The sequence below is a fragment of the Planctomycetota bacterium genome (assembly GCA_016872555.1).
Classification (GTDB): Bacteria; Planctomycetota; Planctomycetia; order Pirellulales; family UBA1268; genus F1-20-MAGs016.
Window position 1 is genome coordinate 113,528 of record VGZO01000002.1, and the last position, 19,607, is coordinate 133,134.

Genomic DNA, 19,607 nt, shown 5'->3' on the forward strand with positions numbered 1-19,607 from the left:
CGACGGCAGCGTGTCGCGCTCCCAACCGGCGGCACGGACGTCGACCGCCAGCGCGCCCTCGACGACGAGCCCGAGCGACTGGCGCGTGATCCTGCCCTCGGCGGGGAGCACCAGCGGCACGTCGAGCGCCGCCGTCGCGTCGGCGGGCACGGCGGGCATCGGCAGTTCGTAGCGGATCGTCAGCTCCCCCGAGCCGAGCAGCGGCTGGGGAAGCAGGGCGCGGAGGTTGACGATCCCGGTCCCGTCGGTCGACGGCGGCGTCTCCATACGCGTCCCGCTCCGCCCCGTGGTCGGGACCGGGAACGGGTTGAGCGGTTGCCCGCTCTGGCGCAGTTCCAGCGCGCCGGAGACCACCACCGCCTCGGGCACGGTCAGGTCGATCGACTCGAGGGCGACATGGGCGACGGTGTAGCGGATCGTCTCGTCGACGACCGCCACGTCGCTGGTCAACGAGATCGTGGTCGCGACCGCCGCCTCGATGCGTTGCGAGAGGTAACGGCGGTCGGCGACGAACGTCCCGTCGGTGCCGTCGAGCCGGTAGGTGAGGACCGAGCGCTCGGCGGCATCGCGCGGCGCCGTCGGGGAGGCCTGCCGCACCAGGCCGCGGATCGCGGCACCGTCGGGCACGATCTCGATGTCACTGGCCGCCGACACCGTGACGCTCGCCGGGGCGACAAGGTCGGCCTCGGGAACCGGGATCGTCCAGGCGAGCCGGCGTTCCTCGCGATCGACGGCCCGCCCGCAGCGGACATCGATCGTGGCATCGCCGGCCAGCGGCTGCAGGAAGGGCACGAACAGGACCCCGTCCTCGACGCGGATCGCCGCCGTGTCCACGAGGCCTGCCGGCGCGACGTCGTCGATCGCCCACTCGTCGAGCCGTAGCGCGAGACGGTTGATCGGCGCGCCGCGCACCGACAGACGGATCCGCGCCTCGAGGCCGATCCGCCCCGGATCGACGGCGTAGCGGTACTCGGGCTCGACGACCACCCGGCTGCCGCGGGCCCGGACGTGGATCGGCAGCGACGCCGGCTGGGTGTCGTAGGCGAACGCGGCCGACAGCCCGGGGCGCCGGGCCGCTGCCGGAGGATCGACGCGCCGGGCGCGCCCGGCGTCATCCCACTCCAGTTGCCAATCCCCCTCGACGGCGAGGCTCACGCGCCCGTGCTGGCGCCAGGGAAGGACCTGTTCGACCACGAAACCGAGCGGTTCCAGGACGCGCGCCTCCGGGTCGATCGACCGTTCGGCGTCGAACTCGACGACGGCCCGGCCGTCGGCGGACGGGGAGATGTCGACGGTGAGCCGCTCGACCGGCAACTCGCCGGCGGGTGCCGGCGCGACGGTCTCGCGCCGCGCGATCGTCCCACCGCGCACACCGCGGGCCGTCGCGCCGGGCGGGAGCGTGACCGTCACCTGGGAGAGGTCGGCGGGGAGGTTGCGCAGCGCGAGCAGCGTCTGCCAGGCGGCGATCCGGCCGTCGATCCGCACCAAGCTCTCCACCGACGCCTCCGGCGCGGCGCCGGCGGTGGCCTGCGCGGTGCCGCGCGGTCCGATGCGGACCTGCGTCGGACCGACGAGCCCGACACAGGTGACCACACTGCCCCCGTCGGGAACGCTTTCGACGCGTGGCTCGACGCCCGCCGGGGTCAGCGTCACCAGTGGATCCCGTTGGGCCGAGCGGAGCACCAGCGCCGTCGCCGTCGCGGCCGGCATCCGCACCCACAGCGAGAGCTCGTCGCCTGCCGTCTCGAGCGGCAACCGCCCCCTGCCGGCGACACGGTGGCGCCCGTCGGCGGGCCCCTGCAGCCAGCAGCGGTAGCCCGGCGGGCCGTCGCCGCCGCGCCCGCCGACCGACTCCGCATCGATGACGACGGTGCCATCCCCCTCGTGCGTCGGTGGACCGTCGAGGATCAGTCCGGCCAGGTCGAGCGGGACGCTGCACCAGCCGGCGCGCGTCTGCCGGAGCGTGGCGTCGAAGGCAGCGCGGCAGTCGCGGCCACCGCCGGCGCCGGGCAGGTCGAGCGTCAGCGTCAGCGACTGGAGCAGCGCGGGGGGGGGTTGGCCGACGCCAGGGAGCCCCTGCCGGAGGCGGAGCATTTCCATGAAGTCGGCGTAGCCGAATCCCGGAACGGGCACGAGCCGACCGCGGTCGTCCTCGAGGTAGAAGATGTCGGGTGCGGTGGGCAGGAGCGGCACTCCCTGGCCACGCCCCGGCGCGGCCGCAGCCGTGGGGTCGGCGGAGGGAGACGGTACCGGGCCGGCGCTTCCCTCCAGGGATCCAGACGCGGGGCTGCCGGAACCGGCCGCTGGTTCCTGGCCGGGGATGGCGGGGATCCCCGCGACGCACGCGAGAAACACCGCGACACATGCCGGCGCGAGGCGCCGCACGCGGCTCGGATGCGGCTGCCGCGCGGACCACGAACCCGGGCGACCGCGGACGGCGCTCGAGCGGCGGTGATCGGGGCACAACATCATCCGCGCGGGCTCCCGATCTCGTCGGTTCCCTCTGTCGAGGCTCGATCCGGGGACTCGAGACCCCCGCCGGCACAGCGGATGCCGGCCCCCTCGCACGGGGTGAGTTCGAGCGCGATTCCGTGTTCAAAACTAGCCTGCCGGCAAAGGTGACGCACCCTCCCCTGCCTTCGCGGGCCTCAGGGTCCCGCCGGCACGATCGTCACCTGCGTTGCGACCGGTGTTCCAGCGGCCCGGGATCACCGCTCTCGCGCGAGCGCCACGGCGATCGCCTCGGCGAGCGGGCGCGACGCGGCGGCGATGAAGGCGGGGCGCTGGAGGGACACCCGGGAGCCGTACGACGGCCCGATCGGTAGCACCACGCCGCCGGCTTCGGCCACGAGGAGCAGTCCGGCGGCGACGTCCCAGGGGGCGATGCGGCGGATCCAAAAGGCATCGCAGCGGCCGCAGGCGACGAACGCGAGGTTGAGCGCGGTCGACCCGGTTCGCCGCATCCCCTGGAACACCGGCAGGACGGCGAGGAAATCGGCGACCGCCGGCTCGTCGGGGTCGACGTTGGGAGGAAAACCGACCGTCGCCAGGGCGTCGGCGGCGGAGGTCGTGCCGGAGGTCCGGATCGGCGTGCCGTCGAGCCACGCGCCGGCACCCGAACGGGCGGTGAAGCATTCGTCACGCAGCGGATCGTAGATCGTGCCGACGAGGATCTCGTCGCCGCGCGCCAGTGCCACCGACACGCAGTAGGCGGGGAAGCCGTGGACGTAGTTCGTCGTGCCGTCGAGCGGATCGACGTACCAGCACGGGGCGTCGGCACCGCCGCCGACGTGGCCCCCTTCCTCGCCGATGAACCCGTGATCGGGAAACGCGCCGAGGAGGATCCCGCGAATCTCTTCTTGTGCCGCGAGATCGGCCTCGGTCACCAAGTCGCGCGGCCCCTTCGCAGAGACGCCGAACCGGCCGACCCACTCCCGCAGCACCCGGCCCCCGGCACGCGCGGCAGCCTCGCAGACCTCCAGTTCATCGGGCATGCGGGCTCTCCGGTGCGGCACAGGATCGAACCCGAAGTGTAGCCGCGGTGTCGGGGTGGACGCCGGGGAAACGCCGCGCCGCTGTAGCCGGGCGGTACACTACCGACGCGGCGATCGTTCGCCCCGGAGGGGATCGCGTCGCTCCTCCTTCCCTGGAGCAGGCGAGTGAATCCGACCACGGTGCGACCGACATGGTCGGTGGGTGAACACCGCCTCAGCGGCACCCGCGACGGCACGACTGCAGCACTCGATCCGGCATGCCCCGCGGACGGCCTGGCCGTCGGGCCCTCCGGCGGTGCGGCATGCCGCCTCCTCGCCGTCGATCTCGGGGCCGCTCCGGCGCTGATCGACCACTGGGTGCGCGGCGACGACGTCGTCGCGGTGTACGAACCGGCCGACGCCCGCCGGTTGCGGACGACGGCGATGTGGCGTTGGCTGGAGAGCGGTGTCGCGGCCCCGGCCGGGATCGCCGCCTGGATGGTGGTGGTGTCGGCGCAGACGGCGCTGCTCGACAGCGATCCGCGGATCGCGGTCGACAGCCGGATCCCGGGGAACTGCGTGCGCTGGGCGGCGTCCACGGCCGCTCCGCCGCGGTGGCGCGTCGGCGCCGATCCGGTGGCGAATGCCGCGCTGGTCCGCGGCCCGGACCAGCGCTCCGTGTTGATCGCCGTCCATCCCGCCGATCGCCGGTCGTTCACCGTCGGCATCGCACCCGACCGGGTGACGGTGCGCTGCGGGCTGTTTTCCGGCCGCGTCGAGAAGGGGGTTCTGCTCCGCGGACGCGTGCTGGCCGCCGTCGGCCCGACCGCCGGCGACGATGCCTGGGCAGTCCGCCTCCTCGACCACCTCGACGCCGAGCCACCACCGCTCACAGCCTGATCCGGCTGGCGTTTTCCCGGCGATTGCGGCGCGGTTTTTGCGCTGGAGTCGGAAAGCCGGCGGGGGGTACATTGCCCACCGAGTTTTCCCCGCTTGCCACGGATCGGCGACGGCTGGCTTGGTTGCTGGCCGGTCGGGGTCCTGGCGCCCGCCGTCGCCCGACGGCGGACCGGCATGGAGGCCTGCCCGTGGCCGATCTCGTGTTCGCGTTCGACGCGGCGCTCGACCGACCGATTCCCGAGCCGGAAGCGGCCCCCGCCGGCGTCCGGGCGGCGCTGGCCGACGCCCCGCGGGAGGCATTCGCCGCCGCGGTGGCCACCGCACGCGAGACGCACGCTGCGGCACTGGTGCTCCTGGGAAACACGCTCGATCCGCTCCGCGCCAGCCCGGCGCAGGCGGCCTCCGTGCGCCACGCCATCGCCGGCCTGACGGCCGACGGCTGCCGTACGGTGTGGATGGTCGACGAGCCGTCCGCCTGCACGGCGCTGGCCCGGGCGCTGGGCGAGCCGGCCGGGTTGACGCTCGTGTCGCCGCTGTCGCCGCTTCGCCTCGACGTCCACGGCGTCGCGGTGGACCTCGTCTGCCTCCCCGCCGAGTCGCGGGGAATCGCCGCCCCGGCGCGAGTCGCACCCTCGTTCGCGTCGGAACATGCCTCGCTCCTTCCCGCCCAGCACCGGATCGTCGTCGGCTGGGACGAATCGTGGGCCGGCAGCCAGGTGGCGCACGCCGTCGCCTCCCCGATTTCCACCGCCGGCGCCGGCAGCTACGCGACCAGCTTCGTGTGGGGATCGCGCCGGCCGCAGCCGATCGCCGCCGGCGTCCTCCAGCTTCCGGCCCTCCAAGCCCGTGGACCGCGCGAGGCGGGGCCGGGGAGTTGCGGCGTGCTCGGGTTCACCGGCATCGCGGCGCTCGCCGACGGCACCTCCGCGGGTGCCGCGACGGCCGGGCGCGGTGCTGCCGCCATCGGCTGGCGCGAGGTCCCCACGCACCGCGTCGTGTGGCGCGCCCTCTCGGTGGCCTCGACGGTCGGCGGCGACGAGGAACTGGCGGCCGTCATCCAGGCGGCGTTCGACGCCCTCGTCGTCGACCCGCGTGGGCCGCTGCAGGTGGTCCGCGTCAACGTCGAGTGCGGCACGAGCGTCTCGCGGCGCGTCCGCGTCGCCGAACTGGTGGCGGAGACGATGGCGCGGCTGCGGCTGCCCGACGAGGCCGCGGCGCGGATCTGGTGCCACGACTTGGGCCCCGACCCGCTCGAACCGATGACGATCCTCGCCCGTGGGCCCTCCGGCCACGGGCACGTCGGCGGCGGCGGCGCGACCGACGCCTTCGCGGCGGCCCTGGCGACGCTGGTCGCCGCGCGCGAGGCGGCCTCCCCCTCCACTCTCCACCGCGAGGCCGGGTGGATGGCGCTGGAATTGATGGGATCGACCTGACGTGGTGAAAGGGAGCGGGCGATGATCATCGAACGGATCGAAGTCGAGCGCTTCGGCGGCATCGCCGACGTCACGATCGACCACCTCGGCCCCGGCGTCGAGGTCCTCCACGGCACGAACGAAACCGGCAAGACGTCGCTCCTCGAATTCGTGCGCGCCGTCCTGTTCGGGTTCGCCGGCTCGTTCCGCCGCGGTGTGCTCGACCCCGCGCGCGCCTGCGGCGGCCGGCTCACCGTGCGTGGCGGTCTCGACGATCGGCGGATCGTGATCGAACGGCACCACGCCCCCGGCCGCGCCGTCGACGCCGACGATCTGCGTGTCGTCACCGCCGATGCCGCCGCCACGCCGCTGTTCCTCCGCGACGAGGTCGGCGACATCGACGAGGGGACGTTCACCGCGGTCCTCGCGTTCGGCCTCGACGAGCTCCACGAACTGCGGACCCTCGACGCCGACGGCTGCGGCAGCCGTCTCTACGAACTGGCCAGCGGTCTCGACCGCGCCGCGGTGACCGTCGCCCTCGGCAATCTCCGCGACGCCGTCTCCCGCCTCGACTCGTCCGATCCCGAGGTCTCGCCACTGGAGGCCCTTCGCCGGCAGCGCGCCGGCGCGGTCGCCCGGCTGGCGGCGATGAACGCGCCCGCGGTCGCCGCCGGAGCGCTGGCCGCCGACCTCGCACGGGTCGACGCCTCGATCGCCGCGCTGACCGAGGCCCGGCAGGCCGCGGAGCTCCACGAGGCCGAGATCCGCGCCGCGCTCCCCCTCGAGCCGCTGTGGCGGACCCGGGTCGAGACCTCCCGGCGCCTGACGGCGATCGAATCCGACTGGTTGGTCCACGCCGACCTCGACGCCTGGCAGCTCGCCCGCCAGCACCGCGACGGCGTCGAGCGGATCGTCCGGGCACGGAAACGGGCCCGCTCACGCGCCGCCCGGGCGCTGAAGGCCCTCGAAGCGGATGCCGCGATCTGGAAGCGTCGCACGGCCGTGAAGGCGCTGTGCGACGAGGAGCCGCGGCTGGAGCGCGCGCTCGCCGAGGCGGCGCGGGCAGAGGCCGCTGCCCGCCAGGTGGCGCGGCGGTTCGGCGAGCAGCTCGGCGCGTCCGGACTGGCCCGCCTCGCCGCGACCCAGGCCGCGGCCGATCCGGTGCTGCCGGCGGGCCTCGTCGGCTCGTTCAAGCCGCTCCGCTCACGTGGCGCCGCGCTCGCCGCGGCCCTCCGCGAGGTCAAGTCCGCCCGGCAAACGCTCGCGGCGGCCCGGCGCGACGCCGAGGGGTCGAAGGCCGCCCTCCACGGCGCCACGCAGTCGATCGAGGGGCTGTCGATCGCCGCCGCGATCGAGGAGGCCGCCGGACGCGCGACCCTGCTCCGCAACCGCATCGCCGTCGGCGACCAGGTCGGCGACCTCGACCGCTCGCTTGTCCGCCTCGAGGGGGAGCTGGTCACGCAGGTCGACGGGCAGTTGCTTCCGGTGCCGTGGCTCGTCGGCCTCGGCACGGTGTTCGTGCTCGGGACCACGATGCTGCTCTCCGGGCTGCTGCTCCCCGGCGACGTCACCGGTTCGATGGCCTACGCACTGGCCGCACTCGGCCTCGCCGGCACGGGCGTGGCCTCGGTCGCGACCTGGTCGCTCGACCGCGCCGCGGCCAACCGCCTCGATGCCGTCCGCCAGCAGCGCGAGATGGTCCGCCGCCAGCGTGCCGATGCGGCCACGCAGTGCGGCGTTCTCGACAAACGGATCGACGGGCTCCGGCTCGAGCCGGTCCGGCCCGGTGCCGAGCGCGGCGACTGGCTGCGGCGCCACGCGGCCGCGGCGGCCGCCGAGGTCGAGCGGCTCGAGGCGATCGCGGCCCGTGAGGGGGCGATCCACGTCCTCGCCGACCGGGTCGCCTCGGCCCGCCAGGAATTGGCCGCGGCCCGGCGCCGCGCGGCAGTGGCCCGGTCGCGCTGGCAGCAGAGCCTGCAGAAGCGCGGCTTGCCCGACGACCTCTCCCCCGGCGACGTCCGCCGGCTCGCCGACCACCGCCGTACGCTGCTCACCCTCGACGACGAGCGCCGCGCCGCCCGCGACGAGGCCCGGGCCCGGGCCGAGGAGATGACGGCGATCGGCCAGCGGATCGAGCAATTCCTCGTCGACTGCGACATGCTCGTGGAAGGCACGGCGCTGGAGCAGCTCCGGACCCTCCGCGAGCGCCTCGACCGCGAGGCGGGTGGTCAACGGCGCCGGGCGCTGCTGACGAAGCGGCTCAAGCGCTCCCGGCACCGTCACCGCGACGGTCTCCGCCGCCTCGCGCTGGCCGAGCGCCGCGTCCGCGACGTGCTGGCGCGGTGGAACGTCGACACCGCCGACGCATTCGTGGCGCTCGTCGATCGACGCCCCGCGGCCGAGGCCGCCCGCAAGGACGCGCTGGCCGCCGATGCTGCCTGGCAGGAGGCCCGGCGCCGCTACCAAGGGAGGCTCGACGTCGATCGGCTGCTCACCGATGCCCAGCGGGTGGCGCTCGACGACGTCGTCGTCGCCGCCGAGGCGGCCACCGCACAAGCGACGGCCGCGGTCGCCCGGGCGCGTGACGAGCGTGCGGCCGCCGCGGCGCGGGTCGAGGCCGCCGGCCGCGATCACTGCACCGAGGGATTGCAGCGCGAAATCGCGCAGCTCGACCGCGACATCGATCACCAGCTGCGCCGGCGCACGCTGCTGGAGGCTGCCCGGGGCCTGCTCGAGGAGACCCGCGACGGGTTCGCCCGCGATCACCAGCCGGCGGTCCTGCGCGAGGCGTCGCGCTGGCTGGAGCGGCTCACCGAGGGGCGCTACGCGTCGGTCACGACCTCGATCCACGAAGCCCGGCTCGAGATCCACGACGGGGCCCACGCGGTGTGGAGCCCGGATCGGCTCAGCCGCGGCACGCGCGAGCAGGTGTTCCTCGCCCTCCGGCTGGCGCTGGTCAAGGATCTCGAGCGCCGCGGTGTCCACCTGCCGGTCGTGTTCGACGACGCCCTCGTCAATTTCGACGACCAGCGCGCCCACGCGGCGGCCCGGGTGCTCGCCGAGTTCGCCGCCGAGCGGCCGGGCCGGCAATTCCTCGTCCTCACCTGCCATGCCCACGTGGCGACGATCTTCGCCGCCGTCGGTGCCCACGTCCGGTCGCTGTCCGATCCGCGGATGGCATGGGACCTCCCCGCACCACGCCCCGTCCCACCCGTGCCGGTGCCCGCAGCGGTGGTGGAGGGAGAGCGGGCGACGACACGCCGTGTCGTGGTCAACGCGCTCCCGTCGCCACCGGTGCCGCTGACACGCTCGGCTCCGCCCGGAGGCAACCCCTGGGTCCCACGCGGGATCGCGCTCCCGCGGCCGACGCAGGCGACCGTCGGGCTGGCGACTATGGCACCCGCCAGCGGCGGTTGGCCGGTGAGGCTGCAACTCCACGCCCCGCACGCGACGGTGGCGGGCGATCGCACCGGCCCCGTCCTGGCAGACGACAAGCCGGCCCGGCGTCGGGCACGAACGACCAAGCCCGCCTGAACGGTCACCATCGTCGCCGGGCACGGGCCCCGACGAACAGCGTCAGGTCGTGGCGTCGGACTCGATCAATCCCTCGCGCAGATCGCGGTGGTAGCGCTGCCGCATTCCCGCCAGGAGCAGGCCGAGGTAGGCGTTGGCTCCCAGCGACATGAACAGCGTCAGCCAGCTGCCGATGAGCAGCGGCCACGAGTGCGACGCGGTGCGGGGCACCGCCCCGTCGACGGCCGCAGTGGCGACACCGCCCGCCAGTGACGCAGCGGTCAGCGATGCCGTCGGCCGGCGTGCGGCGTCGGCAACCGCCCGCTCGACGTTCGGCGGCCAGGCGTCCGCGACGTAGATCCGCACCCGGCGCACGTCGCGCATCTCGCCCCCCAGTTCGCTGGTCAGCGGGTGCGGCAACCCGTGCCGGACCAGGTCGGGCTCGACACGGAGCAGGTATTCGGAACCGCCCCCCTCGGCAGGCACGTAGGCCGACTCGATGGCGGGCGCCACCGTCGGCACGCCGAAGACCGCGAGGACCGCCATCACCACAGGCAGCCGAGCCATCCGTCCCATCGTCGCCCCCTTCCCTGCCAAGCGCCGCCCGGCGTCGCCGCCCGCGTGCGGCATTCGTGCCGAGGTCCGGGATCCGGCGGCCCGCTGGGCGCCGCCCCGGTCAGGAGGATTTCACCCTCTCCACCGCGGTTTGTGCAACCGCGGTTCGGACGCGGTTTTCGCCCCCCGGGCCCGCGCTATCGCCGGGAGTGTCGCGGGACAAGGTGTCCAGTTCCACCTGGAGCATCGTCAGGGCCGCCTGAAGGAAGGCGACGGCGATCGGCCCGACGAAGATCCCGATCGGCCCCAGGGCGCCGACCCCCCCGAGGACGCTCAGCAGGGCGAGGAGCGGATGGAGCTTGGACTGCCCGTGGAGGACGATCGGCTTGATGAGGTTGTCGATCGTCGACACCACCAACAGGCCCCACAACGCCAGGCCGACGGCGGCCCACGTGTGCTTGACGAAGAACAGCAGGTACAAGCTCGCCGTCCCCCACACGCTCGCCGCCCCGACGAACGGCACCAGGGCGCCGAAGAACGTGAGCAGCGTGAGGAGGAACACCCCCTTCAAACCGGCGACGTAGAAGCCGATCCCCGCCAGGATCGCCTGGACGATCGCGGCCAGGAGGGTCGAGCTGACCACCGCCCGGCTGACCTCCTCGAACTCCTCGAGGAGCTGCCACTGGTAATGGGCGTCGAGGGGGATCAACCGGGTGACGGCCGCCAGCATCCGGCGTCCGTCGGCGAGGAAGTAGAAGAAGCTGAAGATCGTCACCACCAGTCCGATGATCAGCTTCACCATCTTCACCGGAGCGCCGGCGGCGATCGGCCCGATCCAATCCTCGGCGAGCCGACGGAGCTCGCCATTGACCTCCTCCGAGGTGACATGCAGGCCGGTGGCGTCGTTGACCGACGCGATCAGGCCGTCGAGGACCGCCTGGTCGAGCTTCGGTCCACCGGGGCTCTTGAGCATCGTCACCGCGTCGCCACCGGCGCGGACGACGAGGAGCACCAGCGGCACGAACACCAGCACCAGCACGAACACGGTCGTCGCCACGGCCGCCACCCAATCGCTGCAGGTGAACCGGTCGCGGAGCCAGCGGTGGAGCGGCCCGAAGATCACCACCAGCATCGCCGCCAGCAGCAGCGGCAGGAGAAAGCTCGACATCACCCGCAGCGACAGCAGCCCGAACACGGCGACGAGGCCGAGGATCACTGCCAGGGAGATGATGCGCGCCATCGGGGAACCGCCTCTGCCGAGCAGCCGTGTCACGGGTCGTTGCCCGTCGATTCTACGGTCCGTCGCCACGCCGCGCCGACCGCCGTCGGCATGGCGGCCGCGAACCGGGGCGGCTATCCTTGCCCGCTCCGCCTCGCCTTCCCCGAGCCGGTCGCGCGCCGCATCCGCCCACGACCTCCTGGTTGCCCACCATGGCCACGCCGGACGTCTCGCTCGTCGTCCCGGTGCGCAACGAAGAGGGGAACATCGCCCCGCTGGTGGCGGAGATCCGGACGGCGCTCGACGGTGCCGGGCTCGCCTGGGAAGCCTGGATCGTCGACGACGGCTCGAGCGACGGATCGTGGGGGGAGATCACCGCCGCCGGCGCGGCCGACCCGCGCGTCGCCGGGATCCGCCAGCCTGCTGGCCTGGGCAAGTCGGCGGCGCTCGCCGCCGGCTTCTCCCGCTGCCGGGCGGAGCGGGTCGTGATGCTCGACGGCGACGGCCAGGACGACCCCGCCGAGATCCCCCGACTCCTGGCACGGCTCGACGCCGGCGCCGATCTGGTCAACGGCTGGAAGCACCCGCGGCTCGACCCCTGGCACAAGACCCTGCCGTCGCGCGTCTTCAACCTCCTCGTCGGCGCGGTCACCGGCCTGTGGCTCCACGATCACAACTGCGGCCTCAAAGCGATGCATTCGGCGGTGGCCCACGGGCTGCCGCTCGACGAACCCGACATGCACCGGTTCATCGCCGCGTTCGCGGCGGCGGCCGGGCACCGGGTCGTCGAGGAGCCGGTCCACCACCGGCCGCGGCTGCGTGGACACTCGAAATACGGCGTCCGTCGCTTCTTCACCGGCTTGGTCGACCTGCTCCGGGTCGCCGGCCGGATCCGCGGCCGCGGGCTGCTGGTGGCCCCGTCGCCCCCTCCATCCGCTCCGGCGGCGACGCGCCACGCCGTGGCCGCGGTGCTGGTGACGGTGGCCCTGGGGGGTGCGGCGGGACGGATCGGTGCGGTGTCGAGCGTCGATCGCTGGGGGCTCGAGAAGCGTCTCGTGGCCGAGGCCGTCGCCAAGGCCAAAGCCGATGGCGAAGCGGCCGACCCGGCCGCGATCCGCAGCCGGATCGAGCGCGAGAAGCGGCTCGTGCGCCCGTTCCTGTCCGCCAACGATCGGAGCCGCTGGCTGACGGTACGGGCTCTGGTCGAGCAGGGGACGTTCGCGATCGACGGGCTCGTCGGTGAGCCGGGATGGGACACGATCGACGCCGTCGCCCATGACGACGGCAGCGGCCGTCTCCGCCTGTACTCGAGCAAGCCGCCGCTGCTCGGTCTGCTCGCCACCGTGCCGTATTGGATCCTCACGCGCCTCACCGGCTGGACGCTCGGCGACCACCCGTTCGAAGTCGGCCGGATGCTGCTGTTTCCCCTCGCCCTGCTGCCGCTGGCGGTGACGCTCGTGTTCACGTGCCGCCTCGTCGAGCGGCTCGGCACCACCGACTGGGGGCGGATCTTCGCGTTCGCCCTGGCCGCCTGCGGCACGCTCCTCTCGACGTTCGTCGTCGCCTTCACAAACCACCTCCCGGCGGCAGCCTGCACGGCCGCCAGCGCCTGGGGGGTGCAACGGATCCGCGGCGACGGGGTGCGCGCCCCGGGGACGTTCGCCGCGACGGGACTGACCGCCGCGCTGGCCGCCGCCTTCGACCTGCCGGCGCTGGCCTGGACGGCGGCGGTCCTCGCGGTCTTGGCGGTGTCCGACCTGCGGAAGACGCTGTTTGCCGCGGTGCCCGCGGCGGCGGTGGTCGCCCTGGCCGCCCTCGCCGCCAACCACGCCGCCCACGGCACCCCCTGGCCGGCCTACTCCCACCGCGGGACCGCCCCGGCGGAGGCAGGCGGACCCGATGCGAACTGGTACGACTACGCGATCACCCTCCCCTCCGGCAAGGTGCTCACCAGTTACTGGCGCGATCCCAAGGGGGTGGACCGTGGTGAAGCGTCGGCACCGTGGTATGCCTTCCACGTGCTCGTCGGGCACCACGGCATCTTCTCGCTCACCCCGGCATGGCTGCTCGTCGTCCCGGGCCTGATGCTGCTGGCCGCTCCGCACCGCCACGCGCGACCGTCCACGCTCCTGGCCATGGCGATCGGCCTGGTGTCGGCGGTCGTGCTCGCCTTCTACCTCACGCGCCCGAAGATCGACCGCAACTATGGCGGCGTCGTCTGCTGCTTCCGCTGGGCGCTGTGGCTCGCTCCCTTGTGGGTGGCGGCCGTCGTCCCGGCGGCCGATCGGCTGTCACGGAGCCGGGCCGGACGGGCGCTGGCGCTGACGCTCCTCGCGCTGTCCGTGCTCTCGGTCACCTACCCGACATGGAATCCCTGGGCTCCACCCTGGATGCAGCAGTGGCTCATCCACGGGGGCTGGCTGCCGGAGTGACTTCCACGAGTCGGGCGATCGTCGCTGCGATCGCCGCCGGCCACGACGACGGCAGCGGTGCCACGGCCCGGGCAGAACTGTCGTCGTCGGGATCGCGCCAGGTGATCTCGAGGGCGTGGAGCAGGATCGGCTCGATACGGTGATCGACCACGAGCCATTCCGCCCCGTCCAGCGACGGGCCTCCGTAGAGCGTGTCCCCGACGACCGGCGTGCCGCGCAGTGCCGCCTGCAGCCGGAGCTGGTGCATCCGACCGGTGAGGGGCTCGAGGAGCACGGCGACCCGATCGTCGGAGATGGGCAGCGCTCCCTGCACGATCGTCACGGCCTCGCGCGCGCCCGGCTCGCCTGCCGTCGCGCCCCGTGCGCGTGGTTCGTCGGCCACCTTGCACACCCAGTCCGTCCAGGTATCACCGGGCCGGGGACGCGACTCGGCCACCGTACAGGCAAGCAGCGCGGCGTAGCGCTTCGCGATCTGCCGTCGCTCGAACTGCCGCGACAGCTTCCGTGCGGCCCGCGGCGTCTCCGCGAGGAGCAAGACACCCGACACCGCCCGGTCGAGACGGTGCGGGATCCCCAGATACCCGCCGGGACCGACCACGCGCCGGCGCGCCCAGGACTCGACCGAGTCGATGCCCGGCGGCGCCTGCGTCGGCAGCCCGGGCGGTTTCGCCACCACCATCACCCCCGCCTGCCGACTGACGACGATCGGGTCGGCGACGGTCATCGGAGAGCCGCAGGGGTGGCCACGGGGCACGAACCGGCCGACTTGCAGAGTGCCCGAAGGCCGGAGTATATCTCTGCCCGGGTGGTGGGGACTTTTCTTCGGGGTTCGGGGTCCGCGCGCGGCTGCGCTCGCGCGGCACCGAGTGCCGTGGGGGTGCGCGCATGGCGATCCGGGTGCTCGTCGTCGACGACCATGAATTGGTCCACCTCGGATGCCGGAGCGTCCTCGACGGCGCCGGGTTCGAGGTCGTCGGGACGGTCGCCGACGCCGACAGCGCGATCCGTGCGGCCGCCGACTCGGCACCGGACGTGATCCTTCTCGACGCGCGGCTCGGTGACCACGACGGGCTGGCCGCGATTCCGGCGCTCCGCAACGCCGCCCCCCGGGCGCGCATCGTCGTCTTCTCCGCCTTCGCGCCCCGCGCCTACGTGAGCCGGGCCGCGGCCGCGGGCGCCCGGGCCTACGTCCTCAAGTCGGTGCCGATCGCGGACCTCGTCGCGGCGCTCTCGCGGGTGGTCGATGGCGAAGCCGACCACGGCCTCGGCGGCCAACGGCGCTCGAAAGACGGTGGCGGCGAGCTGGCTCCCGGAAGCGAGTCGGGGCTGACGTCCCGGGAGACGGGCGTCCTCCGGCTGATCGCCGGGGGCCGCAGCAATCTCGAGATCGCCGCGGACCTCGGGATCAGCATCGAGACGGTGAAGGAGCACGTCCAAGCGGTGCTCCGCAAGACGGCGTTGATTGACCGCACCCAGGCAGCGCTGTGGGCGCTGCGGTACGGCCTGACCTGAGCGGCAGCCGCCGCGCCACGGTCAGGGTTTGGCTTTCTCCAGCCCAGCGAAATCCGCCGCCGACACCTCCTTGAGCGTGCCGTCCTGGAGGAGCACGAAGCCCCCCTCCTTCGCGGCCTTCGTCTCGAAGCCCACCATCCGCTTCCCGGCATCGGGCCCGGATGCGAGTGCCGTCCCCCAGACGTACTCGATCGAGCCGTTCTGGATAAACGCCCCGGCCGCTGGGTACATCGGCTCGATCGCCGCCATCTCGGCGGCTGACTTCGGGGCCTTCTGCTGCCCCGACTTGACGGCGTCGAGCAGGGTCTTGAGGTCCTGGAGCCCGTCATTGGGCTTCGGGCCGGCGGTCGCCGGGTCCTTCGGTCCCCCGCCGCCACTGCATCCTGCCGCCGCGATCGCCATGGAGGTGACAAGGGCCGCGAATGACCACGGCGAACGGCAGCGAGCGGCTGAAACGGACGTCATCTGTCTTCCTCCCTCGGCGCGGTCATCCTCGAAGCGCTGCCACGGCAACGCCGAAGTCGGGGCCCTGCGAGACGATCGCACACGACGGCACGGTTACTCGAGGGAAACGTTCTCGCCCCCTTCGCGGCTGCCGGTGGCCTGCCACACGGCGAAGTCGACGTCGTCGGACACGAACCGGGTCGATCCGTCGGCGTAGCCGATCATCGCACCCCCCGGATGGTAGCTCGATGCCGCGATGTGCGCGACGGTGAACGACGTCGTGCCGCAGTTGTAGCGCTGCTGGGTGAGGTCGGAGACCTTGCGATTCCAGTTCGGCGGCAGCGTCGTGCTGAACGAGAACGTGTAGGGCAGGTCGCGATAGTACTGATGCCCGGTATAGCGGATCCAGCTCGATGTCGTCGTGTTGCCGTTGGGAAGGCACTGGGGAATGGTGCGGCCGTCCATCGCCTGGGCGACCGTCCACGCGGTGGTCGAATTGAAGGCCGTGGTGTTGTCGTACTGATTGGTATCGTTCCAGGTCTTCGTACCGCGGATCACCTCACCAAACATCGCCGTCTTCGACAGGCCGTCGGGGACCTGCGCCGTGCGATACCCCTTGAGCGCCGTGCCGGCCGGGCCACCCTGTGCCGACGAGGCCGATGCTGCCGCCCCGGGAAACGGCATCGCGAAGATCCCGTCGATCGGCGTTCCGCCGCGCTGGTTGGCGCCCCCGGTGCATGCCATCAGGTTGTTGCGGCCGGCGCCGAAGTAGTTGTTCGGCGACTGGTCGCTCGGGCAGATGTACGACGCCACGTCCTGAAGCCGGGCCCGGGAATTGGCTCCGACCTTGGCCGGGATGCCCGGGGCGATCGCCGCGTCGCTGTTCACGTTGTAGTTGAGGTCGAAGAGTTGGTAGCGATTCGCTTCCTCGAGGTACTGGAGGATCAATACCTGTGGCACCGCCCCGGACGAATACGTCGTCGGAACACCACTGGCGTTCGGGAGCACCTTTGAATGCCGATTCGGAGGCAGCGTCTTGTTGGTGCTCTCGTAGTTGAGGGCTGCCAAGCCGCACTGCCGCATGTTGTTGGCACAACTCGACCGCCGGGCCGCCTCACGGGCGGCCTGGACGGCCGGAAGGAGCAGGCCGACGAGAGTGCCGATGATCGCGATCACGACGAGCAGTTCCACGAGCGTGAAACCGCCGCGGGCCCGGGACGAGGACATGGGATCTCTCCGCGAAGATGATGATGGAATCGATGGGGAACGCATGATCGGCCGATGTCACCAGCGACGAATCACGCCGACGGACAGGGATGAGACGGATCGATTCACCGAACCTGAAGAGCCACCCGCAACCGGGGTGGTGCCTCCCTTCTGGACCCTGGGAGATTAGCCCGTTCCGGGAAAAGCCGCAAACTTTCAGGGAGCGACAGCCCCGGTGATCAACGTCCTCGACCGCGGCCCTGGAAGAAGCATCGCGAATTGCGTCGGTTTGCGACCAACCGGGGTGGTTTCGCCGGGCCTGCCAGTGCAGGCGCATGGCCGCTCGTGGGACCAGCGTCCTCCTCGCTATGCTCCCTCCATGATCGATTCCGCCGCCGGATTCGCCGCCGCGGTCCTGGCTCTCGCCGGACTATTCCCCGTTCTTGCCGCTCGGTGGCCGAGGCCATTCGCGGTCGTGCCCCCGATCGTCTGGTCATATGTCGCCACCACGCTGTTGGCCATGGCGGGGGCCTGGGCCGACGTTCCGGGGATCGCCGAGGTTCGTCGCGAAGCGTCTGCCCGGCTGCTCCCGGCGCTGGTGTTTCTGTTGATGGTGCAGTGCGACCTGCGTGGGATCCTCGGCCTCGGGCCGCGGGCGTTGGCGGCGTTTGCCTGCGCAGCCGGCTCGATCGTGTTCGGACTCGGCGTGGCCTGGCGCGTCTGGCACGGCCTGCTGCCGCCACAGGGCTGGCAGGCCGTCGGCTGCCTGGCGGGGAGTTGGGTCGGGGGAACGGCCAACCTGTACGCGGTCGGTCAGGCCACCGGAGCCGCGCCGGCGATGGTGGGGGCGGCACTGGTCGTCGACACGATCTGCTATGCCGCGTGGGTCGCCCTGCTGTTCGCGACGGTGCCGTTCGCGGACCGCTTCGACCGCTGGAGCGGCGCGGCCCGCATCGCCGTGCCCACACCGGTCGACGAGCCGTCGGGTCCGACCACGCCGGGCCATGCGCTGCTCTGGTTGGCAGCCGCGCTGACCGTGGGCAACGCCGCCGCGCTCGCGGCACCGCACCTGCCGGCTGACGGCCCGCTGACGCCTGCCACCTGGACGCTCCTGCTGGTCTCCCTCGCCGGCCTGGCGGTGGCACCCACGCCGCTGGCACGGATTCCGGGAGCGGGCGGGGTCGGGGCAGCGCTGTTGGCGGTCGCCGTCGTCTCCCTGGCATCGGCCGGCGACGTGCAGGGGCTCGCAGCCGTCGGCTGGCTCGTCGCGGTCGGCTTCACGGCGCTGGCGATCCACGGCCTCCTCCTCGCCGCTGCCGCTCGCGCGTTCGGCCTCGAACTGGCGTTGGTGGGGATCGCGTCGCTGGCGAGCGTCGGCGGGATCGCATCGACGCCCCTCCTGGCCGCCGCGCACCGCCGCGAGCTCGTGCCCGTCGCGGTGCTCCTCGCGCTGCTCGGCTATCTTCTCGGAACCTGGGCGGGGATCGGTCTGACGGCCCTGCTTTCCCCCCTCGCCGGAGCCGCGTCATGAGCGTCGCACGATGCCTCCTGGCCATGGCCCTCGCCACCGGCGGCCTGCTGAGTGCCGTCGCTGTGGCGACGGAGCCGCCGGTCGGCACCGGCACGCCATTTCCCGACACGATCCCGGCCGAACGGCTCACCGCGGCATTCTGGATCGACCGGGCCGCGGCCTGTGACACGGTGCTGCTCGATGCCGCGGCCGTCTCCCGGCAGAACGCCGCGGTCCTCGCCGCCGGGCCCGGCCTCCACGACCTCGCGCGGCTGCCGGAACGGCTGTCGCGCGACGAGGTCCTGGCGCTGATCACCGGCGTGGCGGCGGGAAACAAGGCCCTCCCCGTCGTCGCCGATCCCACCGCCGCGGTGCCCGACCTCGAGACGCTCGTGGCCCGCGACGCGATCCCCGCCGAGGTCGCGCCGCGGTTCGCCCTCGCGGTCCGCCGGGCCGACCTGCGGACGTTTCCCACCGATCTCCCGGGGCGGGCCAAACCCACCGACACCGACATCGACCGGTTCCAGGAATCGGCGCTGTTTCCCGGCACGCCGGTGGCGATCCTCCACACCAGCGCCGACGGCCGCTATGCCTTCGTCGTCGCCCCGCACTACGCCGCCTGGGTCGCCGGCGCGGCACTTGCAGAGGGAGAGCGCACGACGGTGCTCGGCTTCGCGGGGAGCCAGCCGAGGCGCGTCGTCACCGGCCCCACCGCGCGGGTGGTCGTGGCCCCACCGGCCGGCGCGGCCGAGGAGATCGTCGTCGACATGGGGGTGTCGCTTCCCGAGGTGACCGACTGGCCGCTCGGCCAGCCCCTCGCCGGCCAGGGGACGCTCGCGGCGACCGTCGTCCGATTCCCGTCGCGCGGCGCCGACGGCAAGCTCGTGCTCCCCCCCGCGCTGCTGCCCCGCGGCGCCGACTCCCATCCCGGGCCGCTCCCGGCGAGTCGGGCCAATCTCCTCCGCCAGGCGTTCAAGTTCCTCGGCGAGCGCTACTGCTGGGGCCACCGTGGCGGGGGCCGCGACTGCAGCGGATTCGTCGGCGAGTGTTACCGCAGCCTCGGGCTCGTCATCCCGCGCAACAGCCGCGACCAGGCCGCCTGCACGGCGTCGTTCGGCCGGACGGCGGTCGCGCCCCACGCCGACCGGGAGGCGCGGCTAAAGCTGCTGGGAGCGCTCGAGCCGGGTGATCTCGTCCACGTCCCCGGACACGTGATGATGGTCATCGGCCACGACGGAGGCGGCCCCTGGATCATCCACGACTCCCACGCCGCCACGGTGCGCGGCCCCGACGGCCGCCCGCGGCGGCTGCCGACCAATTCGGTCGTCATCTCGCCGCTCGAACCACTGCTGCGTGACGACGGCCGGAGCGTGGTCGAGGCCGTCACCGTCGTGCAGCGCTACCTGCCGCCATCCCCCGCGCGGTGACCAG

The 19,607-nt window shown here is 73.1% G+C and carries 13 protein-coding genes; 7 read left to right on the plus strand and 6 right to left on the minus strand.

All coding sequences use genetic code 11. From position 1 onward, the window contains the following. Nucleotides 1–2,708 precede the first annotated feature (2,708 nt). Nucleotides 2,709–3,494, minus strand: coding sequence for an inositol monophosphatase (locus FJ309_01340; GenBank protein MBM3953263.1), 786 nt, complete (start codon nt 3,492–3,494; stop codon nt 2,709–2,711). Nucleotides 3,495–3,659: 165 nt separating this feature from the next. Between FJ309_01340 and FJ309_01345 the strand changes: the two genes are divergently transcribed. The 3 genes from FJ309_01345 (at nt 3,660) to FJ309_01355 (ending at nt 9,319) form a co-directional block, all read left to right on the plus strand. Continuing rightward, nucleotides 3,660–4,373, plus strand: a complete 714-nt coding sequence (locus tag FJ309_01345) for a hypothetical protein (protein ID MBM3953264.1) — start codon at nt 3,660–3,662, stop codon at nt 4,371–4,373. Between the two features lie 188 nt (nt 4,374–4,561). Next, entirely contained in the window at nt 4,562–5,806 is a 1,245-nt protein-coding gene (locus FJ309_01350; GenBank protein MBM3953265.1) for a hypothetical protein, read from the plus strand. A 21-nt stretch (nt 5,807–5,827) separates the two neighbouring features. After that, entirely contained in the window at nt 5,828–9,319 is a 3,492-nt protein-coding gene (locus FJ309_01355; protein ID MBM3953266.1) for a hypothetical protein, read from the plus strand. A gap of 42 nt (nt 9,320–9,361) precedes the next feature. Here the strand turns inward: FJ309_01355 and FJ309_01360 are convergent, their stop codons facing one another. Then, on the minus strand, nt 9,362–9,865 hold the full coding sequence (locus FJ309_01360; GenBank protein MBM3953267.1) for a hypothetical protein: 504 nt from the start codon (nt 9,863–9,865) through the stop codon (nt 9,362–9,364). Nucleotides 9,866–9,974: 109 nt separating this feature from the next. Then, entirely contained in the window at nt 9,975–11,093 is a 1,119-nt protein-coding gene (locus FJ309_01365; GenBank protein ID MBM3953268.1) for an AI-2E family transporter, read from the minus strand. A gap of 191 nt (nt 11,094–11,284) precedes the next feature. Between FJ309_01365 and FJ309_01370 the strand changes: the two genes are divergently transcribed. Next, nucleotides 11,285–13,504 carry a glycosyltransferase family 2 protein gene (locus FJ309_01370; GenBank protein MBM3953269.1) on the plus strand — a complete coding sequence of 740 codons (2,220 nt, stop codon included), beginning with the start codon at nt 11,285–11,287 and terminating at the stop codon, nt 13,502–13,504. Here FJ309_01370 and FJ309_01375 read toward each other — a convergent pair. Further along, the gene (locus FJ309_01375; GenBank protein MBM3953270.1) at nt 13,476–14,228 is read right to left on the minus strand and encodes an RluA family pseudouridine synthase; all 753 of its coding nucleotides are present in this window, start codon (nt 14,226–14,228) and stop codon (nt 13,476–13,478) included. The two genes, FJ309_01370 and FJ309_01375, sit on opposite strands and share 29 nt — an antisense overlap. A 161-nt stretch (nt 14,229–14,389) precedes the next feature. Between FJ309_01375 and FJ309_01380 the strand changes: the two genes are divergently transcribed. Further along, nucleotides 14,390–15,016, plus strand: coding sequence for a response regulator transcription factor (locus tag FJ309_01380; GenBank protein MBM3953271.1), 627 nt, complete (start codon nt 14,390–14,392; stop codon nt 15,014–15,016). 21 nt (nt 15,017–15,037) lie between these two features. Here the strand turns inward: FJ309_01380 and FJ309_01385 are convergent, their stop codons facing one another. Then, nucleotides 15,038–15,481 (minus strand): hypothetical protein, encoded by a 444-nt coding sequence (locus FJ309_01385; GenBank protein MBM3953272.1) that lies wholly within the window; start codon nt 15,479–15,481, stop codon nt 15,038–15,040. Nucleotides 15,482–15,574: 93 nt separating this feature from the next. Beyond that, entirely contained in the window at nt 15,575–16,732 is a 1,158-nt protein-coding gene (locus FJ309_01390; GenBank protein ID MBM3953273.1) for a DUF1559 domain-containing protein, read from the minus strand. 313 nt (nt 16,733–17,045) lie between these two features. On the opposite strand from FJ309_01390, the gene FJ309_01395 reads away from it, so the two are divergent. Together FJ309_01395 and FJ309_01400 are read left to right on the plus strand one after the other, a co-directional pair. Further along, nucleotides 17,046–18,197 carry a DUF819 family protein gene (locus FJ309_01395; GenBank protein ID MBM3953274.1) on the plus strand — a complete coding sequence of 384 codons (1,152 nt, stop codon included), beginning with the start codon at nt 17,046–17,048 and terminating at the stop codon, nt 18,195–18,197. Further along, the gene (locus tag FJ309_01400) at nt 18,194–19,603 is read left to right on the plus strand and encodes an NlpC-P60 family protein (protein MBM3953275.1); all 1,410 of its coding nucleotides are present in this window, start codon (nt 18,194–18,196) and stop codon (nt 19,601–19,603) included. Before FJ309_01395 ends, FJ309_01400 begins: the two co-directional genes overlap by 4 nt. Nucleotides 19,604–19,607 lie beyond the last annotated feature (4 nt).

Coding starts and splice junctions, on each gene's coding strand:
- FJ309_01340 (MBM3953263.1), bottom strand. CDS start 3,494: ATGCCCGATGAACTGGAGGTCTGCGAGGCTGCCGCGCGTGCCGGGGGC.
- FJ309_01355 (MBM3953266.1), top strand. CDS start 5,828: ATGATCATCGAACGGATCGAAGTCGAGCGCTTCGGCGGCATCGCCGAC.
- FJ309_01360 (MBM3953267.1), bottom strand. CDS start 9,865: ATGGCTCGGCTGCCTGTGGTGATGGCGGTCCTCGCGGTCTTCGGCGTG.
- FJ309_01365 (MBM3953268.1), bottom strand. CDS start 11,093: ATGGCGCGCATCATCTCCCTGGCAGTGATCCTCGGCCTCGTCGCCGTG.
- FJ309_01370 (MBM3953269.1), top strand. CDS start 11,285: ATGGCCACGCCGGACGTCTCGCTCGTCGTCCCGGTGCGCAACGAAGAG.
- FJ309_01375 (MBM3953270.1), bottom strand. CDS start 14,228: ATGACCGTCGCCGACCCGATCGTCGTCAGTCGGCAGGCGGGGGTGATG.
- FJ309_01380 (MBM3953271.1), top strand. CDS start 14,390: ATGGCGATCCGGGTGCTCGTCGTCGACGACCATGAATTGGTCCACCTC.
- FJ309_01385 (MBM3953272.1), bottom strand. CDS start 15,481: ATGACGTCCGTTTCAGCCGCTCGCTGCCGTTCGCCGTGGTCATTCGCG.
- FJ309_01390 (MBM3953273.1), bottom strand. CDS start 16,732: ATGCGTTCCCCATCGATTCCATCATCATCTTCGCGGAGAGATCCCATG.
- FJ309_01395 (MBM3953274.1), top strand. CDS start 17,046: ATGATCGATTCCGCCGCCGGATTCGCCGCCGCGGTCCTGGCTCTCGCC.
- FJ309_01400 (MBM3953275.1), top strand. CDS start 18,194: ATGAGCGTCGCACGATGCCTCCTGGCCATGGCCCTCGCCACCGGCGGC.